This is a genomic window from Psychrobacter sp. KCTC 72983, from assembly GCF_014280455.1.
GTDB classification, from domain to species: Bacteria; Pseudomonadota; Gammaproteobacteria; order Pseudomonadales; family Moraxellaceae; genus Psychrobacter; species Psychrobacter pacificensis.
In genome coordinates this window covers 2,016,879-2,039,214 of the sequence record NZ_CP060390.1, presented here as the reverse complement: position 1 = coordinate 2,039,214, position 22,336 = coordinate 2,016,879, and the positions used below count along the sequence as shown (strand labels likewise).

Below are 22,336 nucleotides of genomic sequence, written 5' to 3'. Positions count from 1 at the left end.
ACTTTTTTTACTCATGCATGAGGGAGAACATCTCCCTCAGACTTTCAACCACGATAATAGGAAACACCACGATGAATCAGCAGAAAGGTAACAACGAAGTAATGCCATTGGCATTTAACGGCATCGCTCTAAATCCGGTGATGCGTAACGGTCAGATTTGGATGACAGCCAGTGACTTGGCAAAGGCTTTAGATTATTCAGATGTTCGTTCTATAACCAAGATACATAGCCGTAACGCTAATGAATTCACATCGGCAATGACCTTGGTGGTCAAATTGACCACCAAGGGTTTTGGAAACGGTAACAGCGAAAAAGACACTAGAATATTCTCCCTTCGCGGCTGCCACCTCATTGCCATGATGGCACGCACTAAGGTCGCTAAGGACTTCCGCGTTTGGGTGCTAGACATATTGGACTCAGAAGTAGGCGCACCAGTAGCAGAGCCAACGCCTATATCAGTATCCAATGCTGATTGGACTCGCTACTTGCAGTCGTTGACCATTCCAGAAATGGCGCAGCTTACCAATCGTAGCGAGCAGGTGGTGATTAGCAGTCTTTATGAAGCAACTCATACCCCAGAGCAGCGTAGCGCTCAGCAGCCCACGCTACCTAATCTGCCGCCGCAGGTGCAGACCGCGCTAGACCAGTTTTGGGACACCGTCAGTCAGCTAGACTTGCAGCAGATTAATCACAGCCGTGACCCGCAAGTCTTAGCGATTAGCTTGCCTGAGATATATAGCACCGCAGGGGAGCAGCTACCCCAGCGGCGATCCATGCTGTCAGCACTTAAGCACAGTCTGATACCTCAGTTTAAAGACAGCAACCACGCGATTAACAGCACTATTACTGGTAGCACTAAGAAATGCTGGGTGTTTGTTATGCCAAACACTCACTAGTAACCCTAAAACTAAAAACCCTGAAAGGAGTCGCCACGATGACTAATCAAACCACTCAATAATTCATCTGGAGCACTTATGGCAAGTTCGAAATCAGCATATATAAATTGTCCTCACTGTGGGTCAAGAATGTACACACATGGGCACGTTATATTTAGTGCACTAACCAAGCAGCTGACCGCCGCTTGCCGTAATCCAGACTGTCTTTTCTCAGCCAAAGTTAGTGTTGAGATATCAAGACAAATACAACCCAGTCTGCAGCCAAAACCTGAAGTTACAGCTGCATTGAGTAGATAAGGACAATCACGATGACCACTCCAACTCCCCAATCTCCGGTTAGTGAGGTAACCATTCCAAGCAACAAGTACAACCCATTTAATCTCACGACCGATATAAGAGACTCATTGAGCGAAGTATTTTGCGCTGCTATTCACTCTCACAAAAGCGACTACCTAACACGCAAACATAGGCTAGCCGAGCATTTAGCCAAAGAAGATCATGACAAAAAGCATACCCCAGTACTTGTATCGCTATGTCAGTTCTCCGAGCGACACCTAAAGCAGGAAGCTCAGACCTACAAGGCAATAATGGGTAGCGATTTTTGGATCAAAGAAGTCGAAAAAATTATTCAAGAAGCAGAAAACGCTTAATACTCTCTATAGAAACTAGGTAATACCATGACACGAATTAATGACAAAGTCGTAGACCGCTTGATTTCGGACTACGGATTCAAAGTAAGCGGCGAATGGCTCCGTGAGGGCCGTTGCCCAGACTGCAATAAAAAATCACTATATACCCATTCGACTACGCCGCGCGTGGTCAAATGTGGCAGGCTTAATAAATGCGGCATGGAAGTCCACGTCAGAGATCTCTTTACTGACCTATTTACCGATTGGTCTGCTACATATAAGCAGACGGACATTAACCCCAATGCCGCCGCTGACGCTTATTTAAATGAAGGACGCGGCCTAAGTATCCAATCAGTCAAAGGCAGTTACAGCCAAGAGCACTACACAGACCATAAGCTCAATATCTCCTCAGCCACGGTACGCTTTACCTTACCAAACGGCGGCTGGTGGGAGCGCATCATCGATAAGGCTGACAGATTCCCGCGCAAGGCAAATATAAAATATGGTTACAAGGTTAATGGCTACTGGTGGTGGCATCCGGCTAACACTCAGATGCCTAGCGAGATATGGATAACCGAAGGTATCTTTGACGCCATGGCGCTAGCCGAGCACGGTATTGATGCCGTTAGTAGCATCAGCTGCAGCAACTATCCAGAGCATAGTTTGCATGAGCTAAAGAGCCAATATGTCAAAGCAAAACACACGCTACCTATCTTAGTATGGGCCTTCGATAACGACAAAGCCGGTAAGAGCGGGATTCAGCGCTGTATAAAATTAGCTGAGGATATGGGCTTTGAATGCAAGGCCGCGCAACCACCGTATGAGAAGCACCGTCAGCTAGACTGGAACGACTTGCACGAGATGGGCCGTTTGACGGCTGAGCATATCGAAACTTATCGTTATTATGGCGACATACTGACAGCTAAGTCCGCTATGGAGTCGGCTGTCATCATGTACATGCACACCAAGCGCAGTAGCTTCTATTTTGAATATAACTATCGCACCTTTTGGTTTGAACTAGACACTAAAGCGCTATCTAGCTGCATTGGTGTCGAAAAGCATCAAGTCGATGACTACTTAGATAGTGTTAGCGATATGACTGACCTTGACGAGTCTATGCCGGACTTTGTCAAAAACTCAAGTAAAGTGACCGAGGTTTGTAACGCTAAGATTGAAGCACTTTATTTTCAACGTAACGAGATTACAGATGAGTCCTGGTACTTCATGCGCGTGGCCACGGCCAAAGGCGATGTCACTACTACTATTACCGGCGACCAATTATCTAGTCCTTCTAAGTTCAAGCCGCGCCTACTATCCGTTTATGCCGGTGTGTTTTGGACGGGCGCTGCCGGTCAGCTCGATATCATCATGCGCCATCAGACCGAAGCGCTCAAAGAAGTCAAAACTACTGACTTTATAGGCTACAGCAAAGAGTTTGGCGCGTATATATTCAATGATATCGCGGTACACAAAGGAAAAGCTGTCACCATCAATAATCAAGATTACTTCAAGTTAGGCCGTTTAGAAGTAAAGTCTTTAGCCAACTCTCCAAACGTACAGCTCAACACCAAAGATAAGCCCACCTTTGACTGGTGGACCAAGTTTAATAAAGTTCGCGGCGCTTATGGTACCGTTGTCATGGCATGGTGGCTTGGCACTTACTTTGCTGAGCAGATCCGCGCCATCGATCGCAGTTATCCTTTTTTTGAACTGGTGGGCCAAGCCGGTGCAGGTAAATCACGTCTTTTAGAGTTTCTTTGGCGCTTATCTGGCCGTGAAGACTATGAAGGCTTTGACCCAAGCAAGGCAACCTCAGTCGCTATCTATCGTGAGTTTGCTCAAGTATCCAACATGCCTATCGCGCTTATCGAAGGCGACCGTAACGATGAAGACGGTAAAAAGTCTTACTCAAAGTTTGAATGGGATCAGCTCAAAGATGCGTTTAACGGTCGTAGCATTCGTAGTCGCGGCGTTAAGAATAACGGCAATGATACCTACTCGCCACCGTTTCGCGCGGCGATTATGATTAGTCAAAACGAACCCATCCAAGCCTCTGAAGCTATGCTCACACGCTTACTGCATATCCGTCTAACCCGCGAAGGTCAAACGCTTGAGGGTAAACACATTGTTGATGAGCTCGACCGCATACCGTTAGACGTCACCAGTCAGTTTATGGCCAAAGCCATTCGCAATGAAGAGGCTATCTTAACGACTTATAAGAAAAAGGTTAGAGAATACGAGGTCTTTTATCATGCAGCCGGTATCACTCATACCCGTATCGCGCTCAACCATGCGCAGATAGCAGCGATGGTCGATTGCTTACATCAGCATGTACTCGAGGACGTCATGACTGAGGAGCAAGCTAAGTCGGCAAAAACCACATTGATTGAAATGTCACATCAGCGCGTGGCCAGGCTATCCAGTGATCATCCTCTGGTCGAGCAGTTCTGGGAGATTTACGAATATCTCAATACTTTAGGCCAGTGTGAGATGAATCACTATACGGATAAAAAGCGTATTGCAATCAACTTGCCGAGATTTTACAAGATAGCGCAGCAAGAAGGTCAGCGGCTACCAGATCAAACAGAGATGAAGCGATTACTAAAATCTAGTCAGAAAAATAAATTTGTAGATTCAAACGTCGCGGTATCAAGCGCCGTCTTTGGCAGTAAGACAGTCAAATGCTGGGTCTTTGAAAATGGTATGGAGGGTTGAATCATGAGTAGATTAATAGAAAGACCAAGACGGAACGGTAAAGTAACGCTTTTGAAAAATTTAGCAGAAACAGCCAATAGTAACGAAAAGATAGTAAGCCAAGAAGACTTCAAAGGTATACCAAAGCGATACAAATGGGTAGTCGCCAACGGCGAAGGTATAAAAAAGTATTTCATAAATAAACCTCGCTTAATTGATCACATCAATGGAGTTTATCGAGCTTATTATCTAGGAGATAAAGTAACGCCTGCATTCAGAAAAAAACACCGTGATGGCATTGGGCTTGAGGGTGGGTACAAGTGCTTAGCAAATATAGCTAATGGCGATGGGATCTTAAGGAGGGAAGATTAATGAAACTAGTCCGCGCCCTATTCCCTTACGATCGGCAAAGTCCCTTGCATTGGATAACCTTCGACACCGAATCTGGCCAAATGATTGACTGCTCAATGCACCCGACCCATAAGCAGCGCGAACTTTATCAAGGCAAGCGTTATGAAATCAGAGGCGACAAAATCATCATGCGCTGTGAAGTCGAAGTTTATCAAGAGCGCAAATTCGTATCACTTACTGAAATAAAGATTGGAGATTAGTATGTCAGGCGACAACTACTTAAAACATATTACCCATGCGTATTTAGCTCACGCCCAAAAGATTGCGCCGTTTGAGTTTAAAGGACCAAACAGCATTCCCCATAACCCAAAGAACAACCGTAAAACCAAATCAAAAGGTAAAAAGTAATGGCAGACGACATAGACAGAGCAAACGATATTGCTCAAGAGAGCTTAGATCGCTCATTGGCCAAAGCCGCAAAGTTCAGCGAACCGTCATATTCCGAATGCTTAGATTGTGGTGAAGACATCCCCTACCAACGGCAACAGCTTGGCGGCGTCAAGTACTGCATTGACTGCCAAACCGTTTTAGAAAGGAGACGCTAATGATAAAGTCAATCTTTTGGATGCTGATAGCCTCTTTTATCTCGTATAACGTAGGCAGCGTTATAGCTCACAACATAGTTAAGACGGAATGCCAGCGCTTAGGTAAGTTCTACGTTGGCCAAACGGTTTATGACTGTAAAAGAAGCCAGTAAAAATACCTAAAAGTTACCTATTAAAGGTAAGTAATAATATAAATCAAATCAATATCATAAAAAGAGATAATAGATAAATTACTTCTATTACCTCTTTTTTTACTACCGTAGTATTACCGCTCGTTTACCGTAGCGAAGTTAAGTTATAACCTCACTTTTGACCTGAAATCAAAGGATAAACCATGTCAGCAGGCATAGAACCTCTCAAAACCAGCATTCGTATCTGGTGGCGCGACGAACACGGCAAGCGCGACCGCGAAACCCTTTACGATACGCCGCCCACTGATACCAACTTGGCCAAAGCAAACGCCATAGCCCAATCGATTGACACTCAAATTAAAATGGGCACGTTTGATAGAGATCAAACCTTTCCGCATTCTCCTAAGCGCAAAACCTCTTACTTTGGCTACTATATAAACCAATGGCGCACCACAGAGGCCTCATTAGTATCGCCAACGTCATGGACAACATATCTAAGCAAAGTAGAAAACCACATCGCGGACCATTGGACGCACAAACAGATAGCTAAAATCCGCGTAGAAGACGTCGAAGCATGGGTTTATGGCGACTTGGTCAAACAAAAGCAGCTCAGCTCCAATACCATCAAAGAGATCTTAGGACTTTGGCGCAAGATTTACGGCTACTGGTCACGGCATCAGGCACAAGTAAACGACCCATCTCAGTACATCAAGCTTAACTTTAACGATCCAGACGACATATACCCCTTTGATAAAAGCGAAATAAGTCTCATTACACAATCAGAAAAGGACCAGGCGCGGCGCAATCTATGGACAGTCATGCTCTGGTCAGGATTATCATCGCATGAGCTGCTACCATTGGCCATAGAGGACCTAGACTTAGATGATGGCTATGCTTATATCAAGCGCGGCGTAGTAAAAGGCAAATATCGCGTCACAAAGAACAGACGGCGTAAGCGACAAGTCGAACTACTGCCTGTAGTAATCAAAGCGCTACGCAGTCAACTGGATCTAATCAAAGATAACCCAGCGCAGACCGTTATGATTACTGAGCGCGATCATCGTACCGAACGAGCACATACATTACAGTTTCTTTGGCATAATCCGAATACTGGTACCCATCACACTTATGAGCAGCTGCGCCACCAATGGCGCGATTACCTCGAGAGTATCAATATAGACTATCGACCGCTTAATAACGGCCGTCACACTTATGCAAGCCAAGTCCTTTCGACTGGCGTCGTCTCAGCTGAGTGGTTGGCCAAACAGCTAGGCCATAGTAATACCGATATGATCCACAAGCACTATGGCAAATTCATACCGCAAGATTCTGGCCACATAATAAGACTACTCAGCAAAGCCCTCGACCTATAACCCAGCCCACGACACAATAAAAAGGGTTTCTAACGTTAATTCGCTAGAAACCCTTTATTTATGGGCGTTCACAACATATTTATCATAGTTTTGTCATAAAACCCAACCCATAACCCTGCCCACGCCACCAAGCTAGCACTATTCTTTAGGTATTAAAAAAGCCTACACAAGGTAGGCTCTGTAAGGGCTTCAGCATATTCAGCTATTACCCGATATTTGGCGGAGACGGAGAGATTCGAACTCTCGAAGGGCTATGAACCCTTGCCGGTTTTCAAGACCGGTGCATTCAACCGCTCTGCCACGTCTCCATTGGTGCATCATTATATAGATATCCTTTTATAATGCAAGCCCCTAATCTAAAAAAATCCAATTAATTTGCAAATACCTTTGAACCACTGATTTATCGCTTGCTTGAGGCCAGATGCAGGCACATATCGAGCAGTCTATTGGCATACCCCCATTCATTATCGTACCACGCAAAAACCTTGTACTGCTCGCCTACTTGCATGAGCTGCTGACCATCTATGATAAGCGACTCAGTTTGATGAATAAAATCACTAGAGACCAACGGCTCATCCGTATAAGCCATGATGTCACGTAAATGCGTCTGACTGGCAGATTGAAGGGCGTCACGGATAATATCAACGCTGACCTCTGGCGTATCAAATACAAAGGTCACATCAATCGCTGCCACATCGATGGTGGGCACCCGTATTGAATGTCCATTTATTTTGCCCGCCATCGCTGGCAATACCCGCTCCGTCGCAGCAATACTACTCGAGGTCGTTGGGATAATATTGTAGCCAGAAGCACGCGCCCGTCTGGGATCTCGATGCGCTTGATCGAGCACCGTCTGATCGGCGGTAACCGCATGAATCTCTGTCATCATAGCGGACTTGACGCCGAACGCTTTATCCAATGTGTCAATCAGCGGCACCAATGCCTGCGTGGTACAAGAAACGCTGGAGATAATCGGTAAATCAAGCATGAGCGCATCTGTATTGACCCCCATAACGATACAAGCATCCACATCATCGAATGGCGCTGCACCGATGATCACCTGCTGTGCGCCTGCATAGATGTGCAGCATCGCTTGCTCATATGAGCGAAAGTGACCGGTGCACTCTAGTACCACATCGACCCCTAGCGACTGCCAAGGTAGGTTTTGTGGATTGGGTTCTGAGAGCATATTGATACAATAAGTCAGAGTGTTTTTGGTGAGACAGAGCTGAGTTTTATGCTCATTATCGCCCCCGCTCTCGATAATATCAGCACTGACCCCCAAGCGGCTTAAGCGACCATGCGTGCTATCAAATTTTAATAAATGCAACAAAATATCTGCTGGTGCCAAGTCATTAATTGCGACGACATGGATTGCACGTCCTAATACTTCAAAGCGCTCTAGCAAGGCGCGCAGTACATTGCGCCCGATACGACCAAAACCATTAATAGCCACTCTCAATGGCTGTGAGTGCTCACCAGTGGTACGATAGGTCGCCGCTATCGGGTCAGAGGTCAATTGATAAGTGGCGCTAGAAAAATCAGGCATAAAAGATATCACTATAAAGGGATATAAAGAATGGGCGTTGTCGCTTTAGACACGCTCTAACAGTTGGTTCAATATTTTTTGTTCAAAAAACCGACAATGCCGTAAAATCTATCTTGTCATAACAAACTATCTTGTCATAACAAACTATGGCGTGATAAAAATCAATGCCAAACGAATGGTGTTGTAGTCAATGCTTTGCTTGAGATGATCGAATATCGGACGCAGTTTGATACTGCCATCATCATTGAAGTCGTTTGGGTTATTGGCAACTTTGATGGCGACATAAGCGTTGCCAACCGCTGTCATGACCTCATCCTCTGGACGCAGATGGTGGCAGGCAAGGCTTGGATCTTGTGATTTTAGCTCGCCGATGTGGCGCATGATGGTGGACTGTGATAGTTGACGCGCTTGTGAAATTTCCGCAATAGTCAAGCTCTCTTCTAATAGCACTCTGGTTGCAAGCAAAGTGCTCTCTGATTTGTCAGAGACTTGACTGCCTAATTTCTGCTTCTTATCGATTTGCGCTTGTTGCTGTTCGCGGCGCTTTTTTTGCAGCGCGGCATAGGCGTTAATCACGGATTGACTGAGCGTACCACCTGACTTTAAAACAAACTTCTCATGCGCCTGCTGCATACTTTCTTCATCCAGCATCGCATAGTTGGCATCAGCCTCTTCAGACAGGACCAAAAACCGCTTGTCTGCGCCGCGTGCCAGTGGATCAAGTTGCAAGCTCATGTCATTCATACCCAGTAGCTGCAATCCTGCCAGCGATTTGAGACGTGATAAGGCCACATAACCTTGTCCCAACTCAAAGGTACGCGATAAATCAATCTCAGCGGCATCGAGGGTCATGCCTTGCGACTTATGAATAGTGATCGCCCATGCTAGACACAGCGGTACTTGTAAGTAACTTGCTAGCACCTCACCCGTCTCATCTTCGATGATCCACTCCTCAGGCTCAGCGATGACTTCTCGTCCTGAATTAAGCCGCACGACAGGCATTTTCTGGGTCGTTGGTTTCTTGGACTTTGGCTTTTCTTTGTCTTTTTTAGCAGCGGACTTCTTAGCTTTTGCCGTTTTTTCGCCAGCAGCTTCCTCATCAATGTCATCGCTGCTATCGTCTTCGATTAACGCGTCACTACTTTCCTTATCCTCTATTTTGACCGCAGCAAAACCAATCAGCTCACCCATCGTCCCGTTGGACACCCCAAGCTCGGCATTGTTTTTGATAAACATGACCTTGGCGCCCACCTTGAGAACCAACTCGTCTTGAGTACGTACGGTCTTTTTTAAGGTTTCAACCAGCTTACTATCGCCCGTGGTTGTGGCTTCAAAACGCATCATCTCACCGTCTAACAGTGCCAGCTCCTTGTCATTAATCTTATTGACATTGAGATTGTGCGTGTACAGGCGAGTACGCTTGATATCGACGCTTTGATCGTAAGTATTCTCTAAAGCGGCAATCGCCTCAAAGGTCACTTCCTGACGACGGATTTGGTTGAGAATATCATCTAAGTCTAAACCGCCATTTGCCGCTTCGCTAACCTGTCGATGCTGCTCTGACAGATAGCAAATATGAAATTTGGCATCGAGCCACGCCTCAGACATAAAGGCGAACTTTTCACGATTGCTCTCGCCTTTACTACCAATCGGCGGTAACTGAAAAAAATCTCCTGCGACCACGACTTGGATGCCGCCAAAGGCTTTGTCGTTTTTGCGGACATGCTTGAGTACTTGATTGACCAAATTGAGCTGCTTGGCATGTAGCATCGATATCTCATCGATGACCAGTACTGCCGTGTCTTTTAATCTGTCTGCCAAAAACTGCTTACGAGATAAATTGGTCAAATCGCGATCAGACAGCTCATCTTTGATACCAATACCCGACCAACTATGAATCGTCGTGCCGTTCATGTGGGTGGCAGCGATACCGGTACTGGCTGTGACTGCAACCGGTACACGGCGAGCGCGTAGATAATCGATGTATTGATTGAGGGTATACGTCTTACCTGAACCTGCTGAGCCAGTCAAAAAGACGTTTTGACCTGTTTTTAGAATATCAAGAGCAGAAGATTGACGCATAGACCCAAACCAACCAATATTATGAAAAGAAATAGTATAAAAAACAAAGCCGCTCTGGTTAATTAATTGACCACAGCAAGCCAAAGTAGATGCTCACAATTATAACAGCTGCATCCGCTTTGCGAACCACTTTAACCGCCCTATATCGTATAACCGAAAGTTTTGTGATACAAATTATATCATTATAAAAAGTCATTATCTTTCTGCACAAAAGCTCAGTACGATAGAATAATAAATTGGTTAGGAAGACCAAGGATTTATTTTTCAATGGCTATCTCTAAATAGTCATATTTTAAATAACCAACATACACACCAAGGAGTGGTTAATGTTATACGCTTATCCCAACACTGAAAACAGTCCGGTCCAATTCCGCGAAAAATACGATAACTTTATTAATGGTGAGTGGACTGCTCCTATCGATGGAGAGTATTTTGATAACACAAGCCCCATCGATGGTAAAACTATTTGCCAAGTCGCCCGCTCAAAAGAAGCCGATATTGAAAAAGCCCTAGATGCGGCGCATGCTGCCAAAGATGCTTGGGGCAAGACCAGTGTTACTGAACGTGCCAACTTGTTACTCAAAATTGCTGACAGCATGGAAGCCAATCTAGAAGCGATTGCGATTGCCGAATGTTACGAAAACGGCAAGCCTGTTCGTGAGACACTCGCAGCCGACATCCCTCTAGCCATTGATCATTTCCGTTATTTTGCCAGCGCCATTCGCGCACAAGAAGGCGGTATCAGTCAGATTGACGAAGACACTGTGGCTTATCATTTTCATGAGCCACTTGGTGTCGTCGGTCAAATCATTCCTTGGAACTTTCCTATCCTAATGGCCGTATGGAAGCTAGCACCTGCCCTTGCTGCTGGTAACTGTGTCGTTCTAAAGCCAGCCGAACAAACGCCAGTTTCTATTCTGTTCATGTTAGAGACTATCGGCATCGCTGATATCTTGCCAAAAGGCGTGCTAAACGTTGTCAATGGCTTTGGTGTCGAAGCGGGTAAACCACTTGCGTCAAACCCTCGTATCAATAAAGTTGCCTTTACAGGTGAGACTACCACTGGGCGCCTCATTATGCAGTACGCGAGCGAAAACATCATTCCAGTGACGTTAGAGCTTGGTGGCAAAAGCCCTAACATCTTCTTTGCCGATGTTATGGATGAGGACGATGACTTCTTGGACAAAGCGGTCGAAGGTCTAGTGATGTTTGCACTGAACCAAGGTGAAATCTGCACCTGTCCATCGCGGGCACTCGTTCATGAGAGCATCTATGATGAGTTCATCAAACGCTGTATCGCCCGCGTCGAAGCCATCAAGATGGGTAACCCATTAGATACCGACACCATGATTGGCGCGCAAGCCAGCTCAGATCAATTAGAGAAAATTTTATCTTATCTTGATATCGGTAAAAAAGAAGGCGCAAAAGTGCTCGTCGGCGGCGAGCAAGCTAAGCACGATGGCGACTTGACAGACGGTTACTACGTCAAACCAACTATCTTTGAGGGCACCAACGATATGCGCGTGTTCCAAGAAGAGATCTTTGGACCTGTCCTTGCCGTGACTACTTTTAAAGACGATGACGAAGCCATGCAGATTGCCAATGACACCTTGTATGGTTTAGGCGCGGGCGTTTGGACACGTAGTGTACACAAAGCTTACCGCTTCGGACGTGGTATCCAAGCAGGCCGCGTATGGACCAACTGCTATCATATTTATCCATCACATTCAGCGTTCGGTGGTTACAAACAATCTGGTATCGGACGTGAAAACCATTTAATGATGCTCGACCACTATCAGCAAACCAAAAACATGCTGGTGTCGTACAGCCCTAAAAAAATGGGCTTCTTCTAAACCATCATTTCTAATCATGGAGCGGGTTATCACAAGTGTTACATAGCCCGCTCGCTACAAAGATCTAAATAAAAAAACTGAAACGAATTTTTATATCCTCTAATGCGCTTAGGCGCACAGCAGGAAAAATTTGTAGCAGTCTTGCGTTCAAAATACGGTGTTTGCATATTTTGAATGCAATATCGCAACAACTTTGTATATCGACATCTATCAATCACCCATAAAAGAGAACTTATCATGACTAACAAAATGAAAGCCGCTGTATTACATGAGTTCGGTCAAGACTTAAAAATCGAAGAAGTCGACATCCCAACCGTAGGTGCCGGTCAGATTTTAGTAAAAATGGAGGCCTCAGGCGTCTGTCACACGGACCTTCATGCCGTTGAAGGAGATTGGCCAGTCAAACCAAGTCCACCATTTATCCCTGGACACGAAGGCGTCGGTATCATCACCTCTGTCGGCGACAACGTCCATCACGTCAAAGAAGGCGACCGAGTCGGTGTGCCCTGGCTCTACTCTGCTTGCGGACACTGTACGCATTGTTTAGGTGGCTGGGAGACGTTGTGCCTAAAGCAAGAAAATTCAGGTTATTCGGTGAATGGTAGCTTTGCAGAGTATGTCCTGGCGGACGCCGACTATGTAGGCATTATCCCAGAAAGCGTCGACTCTGTAGAGATTGCCCCTGTCTTATGCGCAGGTGTCACTGTCTATAAAGGCCTAAAAATGACGGATACCAAGCCTGGTGATTGGGTAGTGATTTCAGGTATCGGCGGACTTGGGCACATGGCCGTTCAGTACGCCATTGCCATGGGCCTTAATGTCGCGGCGGTCGATATCGACGATGAGAAGCTTGAATTCGCCAAAAAGCTGGGCGCCAAAGTCATCGTCAACGCTAAAGACACCGATCCTGGCGAGTATCTCCAAGAGCAGATCGGCGGTGCTCATGGCGTGTTAGTCACTGCAGTATCATCAAAAGCTTTTGATCAAGCCTTAACCATGTTACGTCGCGGTGGTACTTTAGTATGTAACGGGCTCCCCACTGGCGACTTCCCGGTGTCAATCTTTGATACTGTACTCAATGGTATCACTATACGCGGCTCTATCGTTGGCACACGTCTTGACTTACAAGAGTCGCTAGATATAGCAGCGGCTGGCAAAGTCAAAGCGACCGTCAAAGCTGAGCCGTTAGAGAACATCAATGATATTTTTGAGCGGATGCGTAATGGCAAAATCGAAGGTCGTATCGTCATCGACTATAATCAATAACGGATAGCAAAATGACAGTGTTATAAGCTTATTGCATAGTTATTCCAACTGTCAATTATCAGCCGAAGGTCGTATCTTTTTAGTCATATGCCAGTTGTGATGTGTCTGAAGATGATGCGACCTTTTTGATTTGACTGTGGCATACTGATACTAGAGAGCAATTATATAAACCATGGATGGGCCATAAGAAGGAGTACGATATGAAACTGGCAGCAACAGAGTCGTGTAAGGCGTTGATTGAGCTACTAAAGTCCAAGCATGGAAAGCTGATGTTTCATCAGTCAGGTGGCTGCTGTGATGGTAGCTCGCCGATGTGCTATCCATTAGGAGAGTTTAAGGTAGGCGGTCAGGATGTGCTGGTTGGTGAGCTTGTTGGCTGTCCATTTTATATGGGACGCGCACAATACAATCTATGGCAGCATACCGATTTGACCATTGATGTCGTCAATGGTCGCGGTGCGAGTTTTTCGTTAGAAATCCCTGAAGGCAAACGCTTTATCGTGCGCTCTGAGGTGTGTGCGATCGATGATGAAACCGCTAAATAGATATTAGCTTACATTAACCACGCCGCGGCATTTAGGAAACTGCGCGCACCCATAAAAGGACTGTCCTTGGCGTGCGCCATTTTTTGCCACACGTTTGACCATCTCGCCGTTGCATCTTGGGCAGGTTGGCGCTTGATCGATATTAGCGTCATGGTCTGTCGCTTTAAGTATCGCAGGTTCATTCACTTTTGGCTCAGATTCTATAATCTCAAATGGCGTAAGAAAAACCTTATCAGCCATATCATGCGGTTTGATTATTTGCTGAGTATTTAGACTATCAATTGGTAATGCGGTAGATTCAACCTCAGTTTGACCAGACCATCCATGTGCTTCCCTACTTTTTAGAGGAGTTCTTCTTACAGTTTCTTTAACTATTGGTTCAAGTGTAGGATTCTCAGTATTCTTACTTGGGTTGCTATGCTTATCTTTTAGATAAGCTTTATGCTGCCGATTGGTGCGCCAAGACTTACTAAATCTATTGCTATTAATTTGCTCAACGATAGATGAAACCTCGTCTTCAGTGAGTAGCTTATCTTGTTTTTTCTTTACATACGAGACCATACCACTGGTCAATACATGCTCGGGCAACTCATCGCGGGTTTTTAACTCGCACTCACCGATAAAAGCAATCATCGAATGGAAGTAGCTCAGCTCCAAGCCTAATAAATCTGCGAGCGTCTTAATATGTAAGTAGTTTTGACGTAGCGGATTTTGGAATTTGAATTTACTTCCATTTGGAAAAGCTTGTATCCACTGCTTTTGCTTCTCGCTACCGTATATCCAACCTTTGTAGTTTTTGGTTTCAATGACAAAGATGCCGTATACAGAGACGATGACGTGATCGATTTGCGTACTACCACCATTGGCTAATGGCAAAGTGACATTGTTTAGCCGATGATAAACGTCTTTTTCAAGCTTTAGCCACATGGCGACGTTGATGACGGTTTCACCTAGGAAACCTTTGAAGGTGGATTTTAGGGACATGGTTTTATCTCAGTTCAATAACAAGATAAATGATGGACCTGACGTAACAGCAAGACAGACATTATAATGAAATTCTAAATAGCTCATCATAGCATTTGCAAATAACTGCTAAACATTTTTCTAAAAAATTATTGTCTACGCAAACTAGAGTTTCTATCTCTGACACATCACCTTCGTTTCTAAATGTTGAACCAGCTGGTGTGATTTCAAACGGTAGATTACTTTGCTTCTCCAAAAGCTTTGCGTAAGACATGCCTTTTCCATGCTTCAATACATTGATTGCGTAATAAAAATCCTCAAAACTTTCAAGTAACTCTATCTTATGATGACTTTTAAGCTTTTGTTTTAGCTCTTTAAAGGCTGAGCCTTTCTCGATTTTGAGTTCCTTTTGAACAACTGCCTCAAATAGTGAAAACATTCCTATAGCGAAAATACTTCTCTCCCACTGCATCTTTTGAAGTGTTAGTACCAACCTAGTTGAACCTAAATTTTCAAGCTCTTTACGAGTTAACTCTTCGACTCTATTAAAGTTTTCAATATTTGATTCTGTACTTTCAGATATGATTTGAATAAAGTTTTGCATCGTTTTTCTCAATATATTGAATAAAGATAAATTTTATTCTATACAGTGCATCCAGTATACCTGTTAAACTATAACTGAAATATAGTTCGTACTTACCACTAAATCATCGCGTCGAAACACAAATTTTAGTACTAACGATAGCAATTATTTCACAACTGATAATATCGATATAAGTAGACCAAATCAACAGCTCTAAAGCCAAAAATCAAACCATAAAAAAAGCCACCAGATTTCTCTGATGGCTTTTTCTTAAACACTAACTAAGTCAGGTTTATTACACCAAACTATTTACCGCTTCAACCACAGCGTCAGTCGTGATACCAAACTCTTTATACAAGTCGCTAGCTGGAGCAGATTCGCCATAAGTGGTCATACCGATGACTTTGCCATCTAGACCAACGAACTTATACCAGTAGTCCACATGCGCGGCTTCTACTGCGACGCGAGCACGGATATTGGCGGGCAGTACCGCTTCGCGATAGCTCGCCTCTTGCTCAACGAAAATCTCAGCACATGGCATAGACACCACACGGACGCCAACACCATTTGCGCTCAATGTTTCGTACGCTTCCATCGCTAGGCCAACTTCTGAACCAGTGGCGATGATGATAGCTTGTAGCTCGCCTTGCTCTTTCGCCAGTACATAACCACCTCTGGTGATGTTCGCGACTTGCTCGCTGTCACGTGCTTGATGTGGCAAGCTTTGACGGCTAAAGATCAATGCGGATGGGTTGTTTTCTGATTTGATTGCTTCTACCCAAGCACTAGCAGATTCGGTAGCATCACAAGGACGCCATGTACGTAGGTTTGGCGTGGTACGTAGGCTCGTCAATTGCTCAACTGGCTGATGCGTTGGGCCGTCTTCACCCAGACCGATAGAGTCATGCGTATAGACATGGATGACGCGCTGCTTCATCAGTGCGCCCATGCGTACCGCATTACGTGCGTATTCCATAAACATCAGGAACGTCGCTACGTAAGGGATAAAGCCGCCATGCAATGCAATACCATTGGCAATCGCGGTCATACCGAACTCGCGCACACCATAATAGATATAGTTGCCATCGCTGTCTTTCTCGATGCCTTTAGCGCCTTTAAATAACGTGAGGTTTGAGCCCGCTAAATCTGCTGAGCCGCCTAGTAGTTCTGGCAGTAATGGCTGCAAGCTGTTGATCGCGTTTTGGCTGGCTTTACGACTAGCAACATCACCGCCCGCTTCTTGCGTTTGCTGAATGTACGCTTTCGCTTGGCTAGCAAAGTCAGCAGGCAACTCACCATCTAAACGACGTGACAATTCTGCGGCAAGCTCCGGATAGGCTTTTTTATATGCTGCAAAGTCAGCATCCCAGTTCTTTTGCTGCACATCGCCTTTGGCTTTGGCATCCCACGCTTCATAGATTTCATCGTCTAGCTCAAATGGGGCATGTTTCCAAGACAGCGCATCACGAGTCAAGGCAATTTCATCATCACCAAGTGGCGCGCCATGACTGGCCGCAAGGCCTTGTTTGTTCGGGCTACCAGCACCGATAGTCGTTTTGCAAATAATTAGGCTTGGCTTAGCAGTTTCTGCAATTGCTTGCTCAGTTGCCTGCGTAATGGCATCAGTATCATGACCATCGACTTTGATCACTTGCCAGCCGTACGACTCAAAGCGTGCCTCGGTATCGTCAGTGAACCAACCTTCGACATTACCATCGATTGAGATGCCATTGTCATCATAGAAGAATACCAGTTTGCCAAGACCCAACGTGCCAGCGAGCGAGCACACTTCATGACTGATACCTTCCATCAAGCAACCATCGCCTAAGAACGCATAGGTATGATGGTCAACGATGTTGTGACCGTCGCGGTTGAACTGTGCCGCAAGTGTCTTCTCTGCGATTGCAAAACCAACGGCATTGGCAATACCTTGTCCTAATGGACCAGTAGTCGTTTCTACACCAGGCGTGTAACCAAGCTCAGGATGACCTGGGGTTTTTGAATGCAGCTGACGGAAACCTTTTAGGTCATCAACGCTGACATCATAGCCTGATAAATGTAGCAATGAATAAATAAGCATCGAGCCATGACCGTTTGACAGTACAAAGCGATCACGGTTGTGCCAATTAGGATCAGCTGGATTGTGCTTCAAAAATTTGCGCCACAAAACTTCGGCAATATCAGCCATACCCATTGGCGCACCCGGATGTCCAGAGTTGGCTTTTTGAACCGCGTCAAACGACAGTACACGGATGGCATTGGCTAGTTTACGTTCGTTAATTGGGGTGGGCATAGCGTGTCCTAATATTAAAGGAAAGTTTATTTGATTAAAAAAGGTTATTGAACTGAATTTGCTTAGATATCTAAATAGGTGGCTCATTATAAACTAAGTAGCAACAATTTTCCCTGTTACTCCTAGTCCACGACTTGATCGGGTCACATAATAAAAAATCAATTGGTCGTTAACGACCTCAATATGATGCTTCTCAAACTCTCGATAGCAGACATGTTGAAGCCATTGCTTCTCTAAATAATCTGCCACTTGCTGATAGCTTACGTTATTTGCAAATTTGCAGCGTAACGTAAGCATGCAATTCGTATCATCATGGCGTTCTTGATCAAGAAAATCGCAGCCAACATTATTTTCCATACAACAGAAAGATACATTGGCATCTATTTCAAAGCCTAACAAATCGTCGCCTGTACTTTGACCATAGATGAGAAATTGTGAGTAATTTAGTTCATCAACTATAGACAAAGTATTCATGATGTCATTACTCTCAGATTTCAATGCGCTCAGCACTGCCCATAAACGGACGCAATACTTCTGGAATCGTAATGCTGCCATCCGCATTTTGATGATTTTCCATGACGGCGAGCAGCGTACGACCAACTGCTAGACCTGAACCGTTTAGGGTATGCGCAAGGCTGGTTTGCTTGCCATCTTTGACACGTGTACCCATACGGCGCGCTTGGAAGTCACCACAGTTAGAGCAGCTAGAGATTTCACGATAAGTGTCTTGGCTTGGTAGCCATACTTCAATGTCATAGGTCTTTTGTGCGGCAAAACCCATATCACCCGTACATAGTTGTACTGTACGGTATGGCAACTCAAGCTGCTGCAAGATATATTCGGCCTGCCCTGTCATCGCCTCTAGCAAGTCATCAGACTGATCGCTGGTGCCAACATTAACCATTTCCACTTTTTCAAACTGATGCTGACGAATCAATCCGCGAGTATCACGCCCGTGCGAACCTGCTTCACTACGGAAACATGGCGTATGTGCGGTGAATTTTAGCGGTAGCTCTTTGATATCCAAACGCTCGCCGCGTACCAAATTAGTCATTGGCACTTCAGCGGTTGGAATGAGATAAAAATCCATCTCATCGTTATTCGTGTGATTGCTTAGCTTAAACAAATCCTCTTCAAACTTAGGCAACTGACCCGTCCCTTTTAAGCTATCGCTATTAACGATATAAGGCACATAGGTCTCAAGATAACCATATTTCATCGTATGGGTGTTGAGCATAAATTGAATCAGTGCGCGATGCAGTTGCGCCAATTGCCCTTTAAGCACGTTAAAACGGCTGCCAGTCAATTTGGTCGCGGCCTCAAAATCCAGCATACCAAGGGTCTCACCGATATGAGTATGATCTTGAATCTCAAAATCAAACGTACGCGGCGTGCCCCACTTACGCACTTCTACGTTATCGTCTTCTGACGTACCTACTGGTACATCTGCTGCTGGAATATTTGGGATCTGTAGCGCCGCTTGAGTGATGCGCTCTTGCAGAGTACGTAGCTCGTCTTCAGCAGCTTTGATCTTACCGCTGACACTTTGCATCTCAGCCAATAGCTCACTGGCATCTTCGCCTGATTTTTTTAGAGCGCCGACTTGCTTAGCCCCAGCGTTACGACGCGATTGCAACTCCTCGGTTTTGACTTGTAGAGACTTGCGCTCGGACTCAATCGACTGCCAAAACTCCATATCAAGCGTATAGCCACGAGTGGCCAGTTGTTGCTGTAAATCGCTTAAATCGCCGCGTAAGAGTTTTGGATCAATCATAATCGTTGCCTGTAACACTAAGAGTGAATAAGAAGTTTAAACATTATTAGTATAATTATTGGTCAGCTTATACTTATTGCAAAGCTTCATAACTCAATAACTACCTTGCCATGCTGCCATATTTTTTATCAAATTATATGGGTGCCGCTATCATACCAAGACCCAGCAGATTTGACCATGCTTTGAGCTTTTTTGAGCGCTTTTAGCGTGATTTTGAGCTACTACTTTCATTATTCATAGCCAGTCATACTTACCCGAAATGCATATCCTATATGTTCAACTTACTTTAATAAGGATCATCTACCTTTATTAAAGCCATTAATATCGCCGCTATCAGTGAACAGATCCGCTTATATGTTTCATTTAAGAGTACTTTTCGGTAAGATAAGCGCATACCTTTATTTACCTACAGCCAAGTAGTACATCATGACTTGGCTTTGGCGATGTAAACCCAACACTTTTAACATAAGCATCTGAGAAACCTTTATGGCCCTGTATCCTTACACGCTCCAACCTGTCGCCTTAAACCTAACTGAAGCTGAATTCCTTCAAGCCCAATATGAACTGTTTGCCAGTGCCAGCCCCTCTTTTGGTCTGTCAAGCTTTAAGACCAAAGAATGGATCATTATGGCTGTGGTTGTGGTACTCGCTATTGCAGGACTGATCTTTGTAACAGGCTACTCAACCATCATTTTTTGGTTGATGCTCGTTGGTGTGGTGATTTATCTATTGGCGCGTACTTTAGGCTTTAGATGGTATGTAAAAAGAGAGTTTGAAAAACAAATTGCTGATCAAGAGATGCCAGATGAAATGCGTCAAATGAAGCTAGGTGTACAAAAACATGGTCTGGTCATGGCAATGCCAAGCAACCAGCCTGAGATGATGAAAAACTCGCAAATGCGCGGTATGCAAATGCGTGCAGGTGCGACCCAGCAAGCGGTTATTCCGTGGACTGCTATCAAGAGCTGGGACGAGACTGACGACTATATCTTTATGATGTTTGAGATGAAAGGCCAGCAAGGTAGCCAAATCCTCCCTAAACGTTTGCAAGCGCAAAAATTCCCTATCGATACGGTACGTCAACATCTACAAGAAGTGGTTCCGGTCAAAGGCTTAAATCCTGAAAACTTGCAGCCGCCAGCATAACGGTTATCAGCTCTCTCTATCGTTTAGAAAAACGATAGAGAGACTCAATTATAGTTTTATAAAACCAATCGTAAGAGTGAATTTATTATATTTAACTTACTAATGATAGTTTGCTATTATTATAAGCATCAAGGGAAGAGCTAGAGCTTATATAGATATTAATAAAAGTTAAGATATTTTTATTTTTATGCTAATTAACTACTACTCGTCTTTCTTCAATTTTATATAACAACACTCACACTATAAGGACAATATTATGAGTAATACCAATAACGCTACTAACCAGATCGGTCTAGAAAAAGCTGACATGAGCGAAGTCATCGCTCAATTAAACAACCTGTTATCAACGTATCATGTGTTTTACTTAAACGTACGTGGATATCATTGGAATGTAAAAGGTGAGCACTTTTTTACTTTGCATCCAAAGTTTGAGGAATTATACACAGCGCTGCAGTTACAGATTGATGAGATCGCTGAGCGTATCTTGACTCTCGGTGGTACACCACTTCATGCTTATAGTGATTTTACGCAGCACACGAGCATTAGCGAAGACAAAAACGTTAAAGATGGCACAACTTGTGTAAAAGGCGTAGTAACTGGTTTACAAGCGCTCATTGCCGAGCAGCGTCAAGTATCGTCATTAGCAGCAGAAAGCGACGATCAGGGTACCGCTGATCTGGTTGATGAATACGTACAAGAGCAAGAAAAGCTGGTATGGATGTACAATGCCTTTTTGGGTTAATACTTTACTAAGCTGATCACACTTAGCTTAAATAAATCCAAATAACAGTAAAACTTAGAACCATAAAAAAGCACCCAGCTGGGTGCTTTTTTATGCTCAGCGATCTGTAACAGATTGATTTACTGTTGAATCCATTGACGCATCTTTTCACGCTCAGCAGGTGTTGCTTGTAGCCAAATCTGCATAAATGAATCTAAGGTATTGGTAGAGGTATTCACACTCGTGGTTTGCTTGATATTGGTCGTACCAACATTAGTATTGTTTGGCATTGCTGCTGGTTGATCTAATGCTGCTATCGCACGTTGGTTTTGTAATTCTGCATCGCCCGCCCCACCAAACACACCACCTAGCGCCTTACCAAGTCCTGAAAGCAGTCCACCTTGATTACCAGCCATACCCTGTTGACTTGCGATAACTGTATTGTTCTGCTGAATAGCGAGTGTTGGCTGCTTAGCATAATCTTTAGCGGCTTCGTAATCTTCTGGCTGGTTCGGCATCGTCAAACGATACGTTTGGTTATCTGCCAATTCCGCCGTCACGCTGACGTTACCTGAACGCAGGTAATCATGCTCATCACGCTGCAAGTTATATAAGCGGTCATACTTAGCAGTGATAGCGTGTTGACCTGGCTCAAGGGTAAACTTTTTAGTTAGTGGTTGAAATAGACTTTGCTGAACTTCTTGTCCATTGATGGCAGTCACTTTGATATGGTCATCAACCAATAGCGTCACAGCGGCTTGTGACATCACAGAGACTGAGGTCGCACCCACAAACAACAGTCCAATCGTCAATTTTTTTAGCAAAGAAGCATTCGATTTCATAAATTATTCCATTAGTAGTAAGAACATGTGGGACAAAAAT

General features: G+C 44.6%; 22 protein-coding genes and 1 tRNA gene. 14 read left to right on the top strand and 9 right to left on the bottom strand.

Annotation, left to right across the window (positions count from 1 at the left end):
• The first annotated feature begins 71 nt into the window (after positions 1-71).
• From PSBA01_RS08740 to PSBA01_RS08700, 9 genes are all read left to right on the top strand, one after another.
• The gene (locus PSBA01_RS08740; RefSeq protein ID WP_228724547.1) at positions 72-896 is read left to right on the top strand and encodes a Bro-N domain-containing protein; all 825 of its coding nucleotides are present in this window, start codon (positions 72-74) and stop codon (positions 894-896) included.
• Positions 897-974: 78 nt separating this feature from the next.
• Positions 975-1,193 (top strand): ogr/Delta-like zinc finger family protein, encoded by a 219-nt coding sequence (locus PSBA01_RS13450; protein WP_416383501.1) that lies wholly within the window; start codon positions 975-977, stop codon positions 1,191-1,193.
• Between the two features lie 11 nt (positions 1,194-1,204).
• Positions 1,205-1,546 (top strand): hypothetical protein, encoded by a 342-nt coding sequence (locus tag PSBA01_RS08730; RefSeq protein ID WP_186473950.1) that lies wholly within the window; start codon positions 1,205-1,207, stop codon positions 1,544-1,546.
• Between the two features lie 27 nt (positions 1,547-1,573).
• Positions 1,574-4,240 (top strand): toprim domain-containing protein, encoded by a 2,667-nt coding sequence (locus PSBA01_RS08725; RefSeq protein WP_186473948.1) that lies wholly within the window; start codon positions 1,574-1,576, stop codon positions 4,238-4,240.
• A gap of 3 nt (positions 4,241-4,243) precedes the next feature.
• Positions 4,244-4,591 (top strand): hypothetical protein, encoded by a 348-nt coding sequence (locus PSBA01_RS08720; protein WP_186473946.1) that lies wholly within the window; start codon positions 4,244-4,246, stop codon positions 4,589-4,591.
• Positions 4,591-4,830, top strand: coding sequence for a hypothetical protein (locus PSBA01_RS08715; RefSeq protein WP_186473944.1), 240 nt, complete (start codon positions 4,591-4,593; stop codon positions 4,828-4,830). The genes PSBA01_RS08720 and PSBA01_RS08715 overlap by 1 nt, the downstream gene beginning before the upstream one ends.
• Position 4,831: 1 nt before the next feature.
• Positions 4,832-4,978 carry a hypothetical protein gene (locus PSBA01_RS08710; protein ID WP_186473942.1) on the top strand — a complete coding sequence of 49 codons (147 nt, stop codon included), beginning with the start codon at positions 4,832-4,834 and terminating at the stop codon, positions 4,976-4,978.
• Entirely contained in the window at positions 4,978-5,175 is a 198-nt protein-coding gene (locus PSBA01_RS08705; protein ID WP_186473940.1) for a TraR/DksA C4-type zinc finger protein, read from the top strand. Before PSBA01_RS08710 ends, PSBA01_RS08705 begins: the two co-directional genes overlap by 1 nt.
• Positions 5,176-5,509: 334 nt before the next feature.
• On the top strand, positions 5,510-6,679 hold the full coding sequence (locus tag PSBA01_RS08700) for an Arm DNA-binding domain-containing protein (protein WP_186473938.1): 1,170 nt from the start codon (positions 5,510-5,512) through the stop codon (positions 6,677-6,679).
• A gap of 217 nt (positions 6,680-6,896) precedes the next feature.
• Here the strand turns inward: PSBA01_RS08700 and PSBA01_RS08695 are convergent.
• The 3 genes from PSBA01_RS08695 to PSBA01_RS08685 form a co-directional block, all read right to left on the bottom strand.
• Positions 6,897-6,987 (bottom strand) — tRNA-Ser (locus tag PSBA01_RS08695).
• Positions 6,988-7,079: 92 nt separating this feature from the next.
• Positions 7,080-8,228 (bottom strand): type I glyceraldehyde-3-phosphate dehydrogenase, encoded by a 1,149-nt coding sequence (locus PSBA01_RS08690; protein WP_228724546.1) that lies wholly within the window; start codon positions 8,226-8,228, stop codon positions 7,080-7,082.
• 144 nt (positions 8,229-8,372) lie between these two features.
• The gene (locus PSBA01_RS08685) at positions 8,373-10,310 is read right to left on the bottom strand and encodes an AAA family ATPase (RefSeq protein ID WP_186473936.1); all 1,938 of its coding nucleotides are present in this window, start codon (positions 10,308-10,310) and stop codon (positions 8,373-8,375) included.
• A 326-nt stretch (positions 10,311-10,636) separates the two neighbouring features.
• Here PSBA01_RS08685 and PSBA01_RS08680 point away from each other — a divergent pair, with 326 nt between their 5' ends.
• The 3 genes from PSBA01_RS08680 to PSBA01_RS08670 all read left to right on the top strand — a co-directional run bounded on the left by PSBA01_RS08680 (position 10,637) and on the right by PSBA01_RS08670 (position 13,974).
• Complete coding sequence (locus PSBA01_RS08680) at positions 10,637-12,163, top strand: aldehyde dehydrogenase family protein (RefSeq protein ID WP_186473934.1); 1,527 nt, start codon at positions 10,637-10,639, stop codon at positions 12,161-12,163.
• 237 nt (positions 12,164-12,400) lie between these two features.
• Positions 12,401-13,429, top strand: coding sequence for an alcohol dehydrogenase AdhP (gene adhP / locus PSBA01_RS08675; RefSeq protein WP_186473932.1), 1,029 nt, complete (start codon positions 12,401-12,403; stop codon positions 13,427-13,429).
• A 200-nt stretch (positions 13,430-13,629) separates the two neighbouring features.
• The gene (locus tag PSBA01_RS08670; RefSeq protein ID WP_186473930.1) at positions 13,630-13,974 is read left to right on the top strand and encodes a DUF779 domain-containing protein; all 345 of its coding nucleotides are present in this window, start codon (positions 13,630-13,632) and stop codon (positions 13,972-13,974) included.
• 3 nt (positions 13,975-13,977) lie between these two features.
• Here PSBA01_RS08670 and PSBA01_RS08665 read toward each other — a convergent pair whose 3' ends face one another.
• From PSBA01_RS08665 to serS, 5 genes are all read right to left on the bottom strand, one after another.
• Positions 13,978-14,958, bottom strand: coding sequence for an NERD domain-containing protein (locus PSBA01_RS08665; RefSeq protein WP_186473928.1), 981 nt, complete (start codon positions 14,956-14,958; stop codon positions 13,978-13,980).
• A 61-nt stretch (positions 14,959-15,019) separates the two neighbouring features.
• The gene (locus PSBA01_RS08660; protein WP_186473926.1) at positions 15,020-15,541 is read right to left on the bottom strand and encodes a hypothetical protein; all 522 of its coding nucleotides are present in this window, start codon (positions 15,539-15,541) and stop codon (positions 15,020-15,022) included.
• Between the two features lie 274 nt (positions 15,542-15,815).
• Positions 15,816-17,813: a transketolase gene (tkt, locus tag PSBA01_RS08655; RefSeq protein ID WP_186473924.1), complete on the bottom strand. Its 1,998-nt coding sequence runs from the start codon at positions 17,811-17,813 to the stop codon at positions 15,816-15,818.
• 93 nt (positions 17,814-17,906) lie between these two features.
• Complete coding sequence (locus PSBA01_RS08650; RefSeq protein ID WP_075106776.1) at positions 17,907-18,287, bottom strand: hypothetical protein; 381 nt, start codon at positions 18,285-18,287, stop codon at positions 17,907-17,909.
• Between the two features lie 13 nt (positions 18,288-18,300).
• Positions 18,301-19,587, bottom strand: coding sequence for a serine--tRNA ligase (gene serS, locus PSBA01_RS08645; protein ID WP_186473922.1), 1,287 nt, complete (start codon positions 19,585-19,587; stop codon positions 18,301-18,303).
• A 486-nt stretch (positions 19,588-20,073) separates the two neighbouring features.
• On the opposite strand from serS, the gene PSBA01_RS08640 reads away from it, so the two are divergent.
• Complete coding sequence (locus PSBA01_RS08640) at positions 20,074-20,733, top strand: YcxB family protein (RefSeq protein WP_058025884.1); 660 nt, start codon at positions 20,074-20,076, stop codon at positions 20,731-20,733.
• 256 nt (positions 20,734-20,989) lie between these two features.
• On the top strand, positions 20,990-21,475 hold the full coding sequence (locus PSBA01_RS08635) for a Dps family protein (protein WP_186473920.1): 486 nt from the start codon (positions 20,990-20,992) through the stop codon (positions 21,473-21,475).
• A 119-nt stretch (positions 21,476-21,594) separates the two neighbouring features.
• Here PSBA01_RS08635 and PSBA01_RS08630 read toward each other — a convergent pair whose 3' ends face one another.
• Positions 21,595-22,296, bottom strand: coding sequence for a DUF2057 family protein (locus PSBA01_RS08630; RefSeq protein WP_071002112.1), 702 nt, complete (start codon positions 22,294-22,296; stop codon positions 21,595-21,597).
• Positions 22,297-22,336 lie beyond the last annotated feature (40 nt).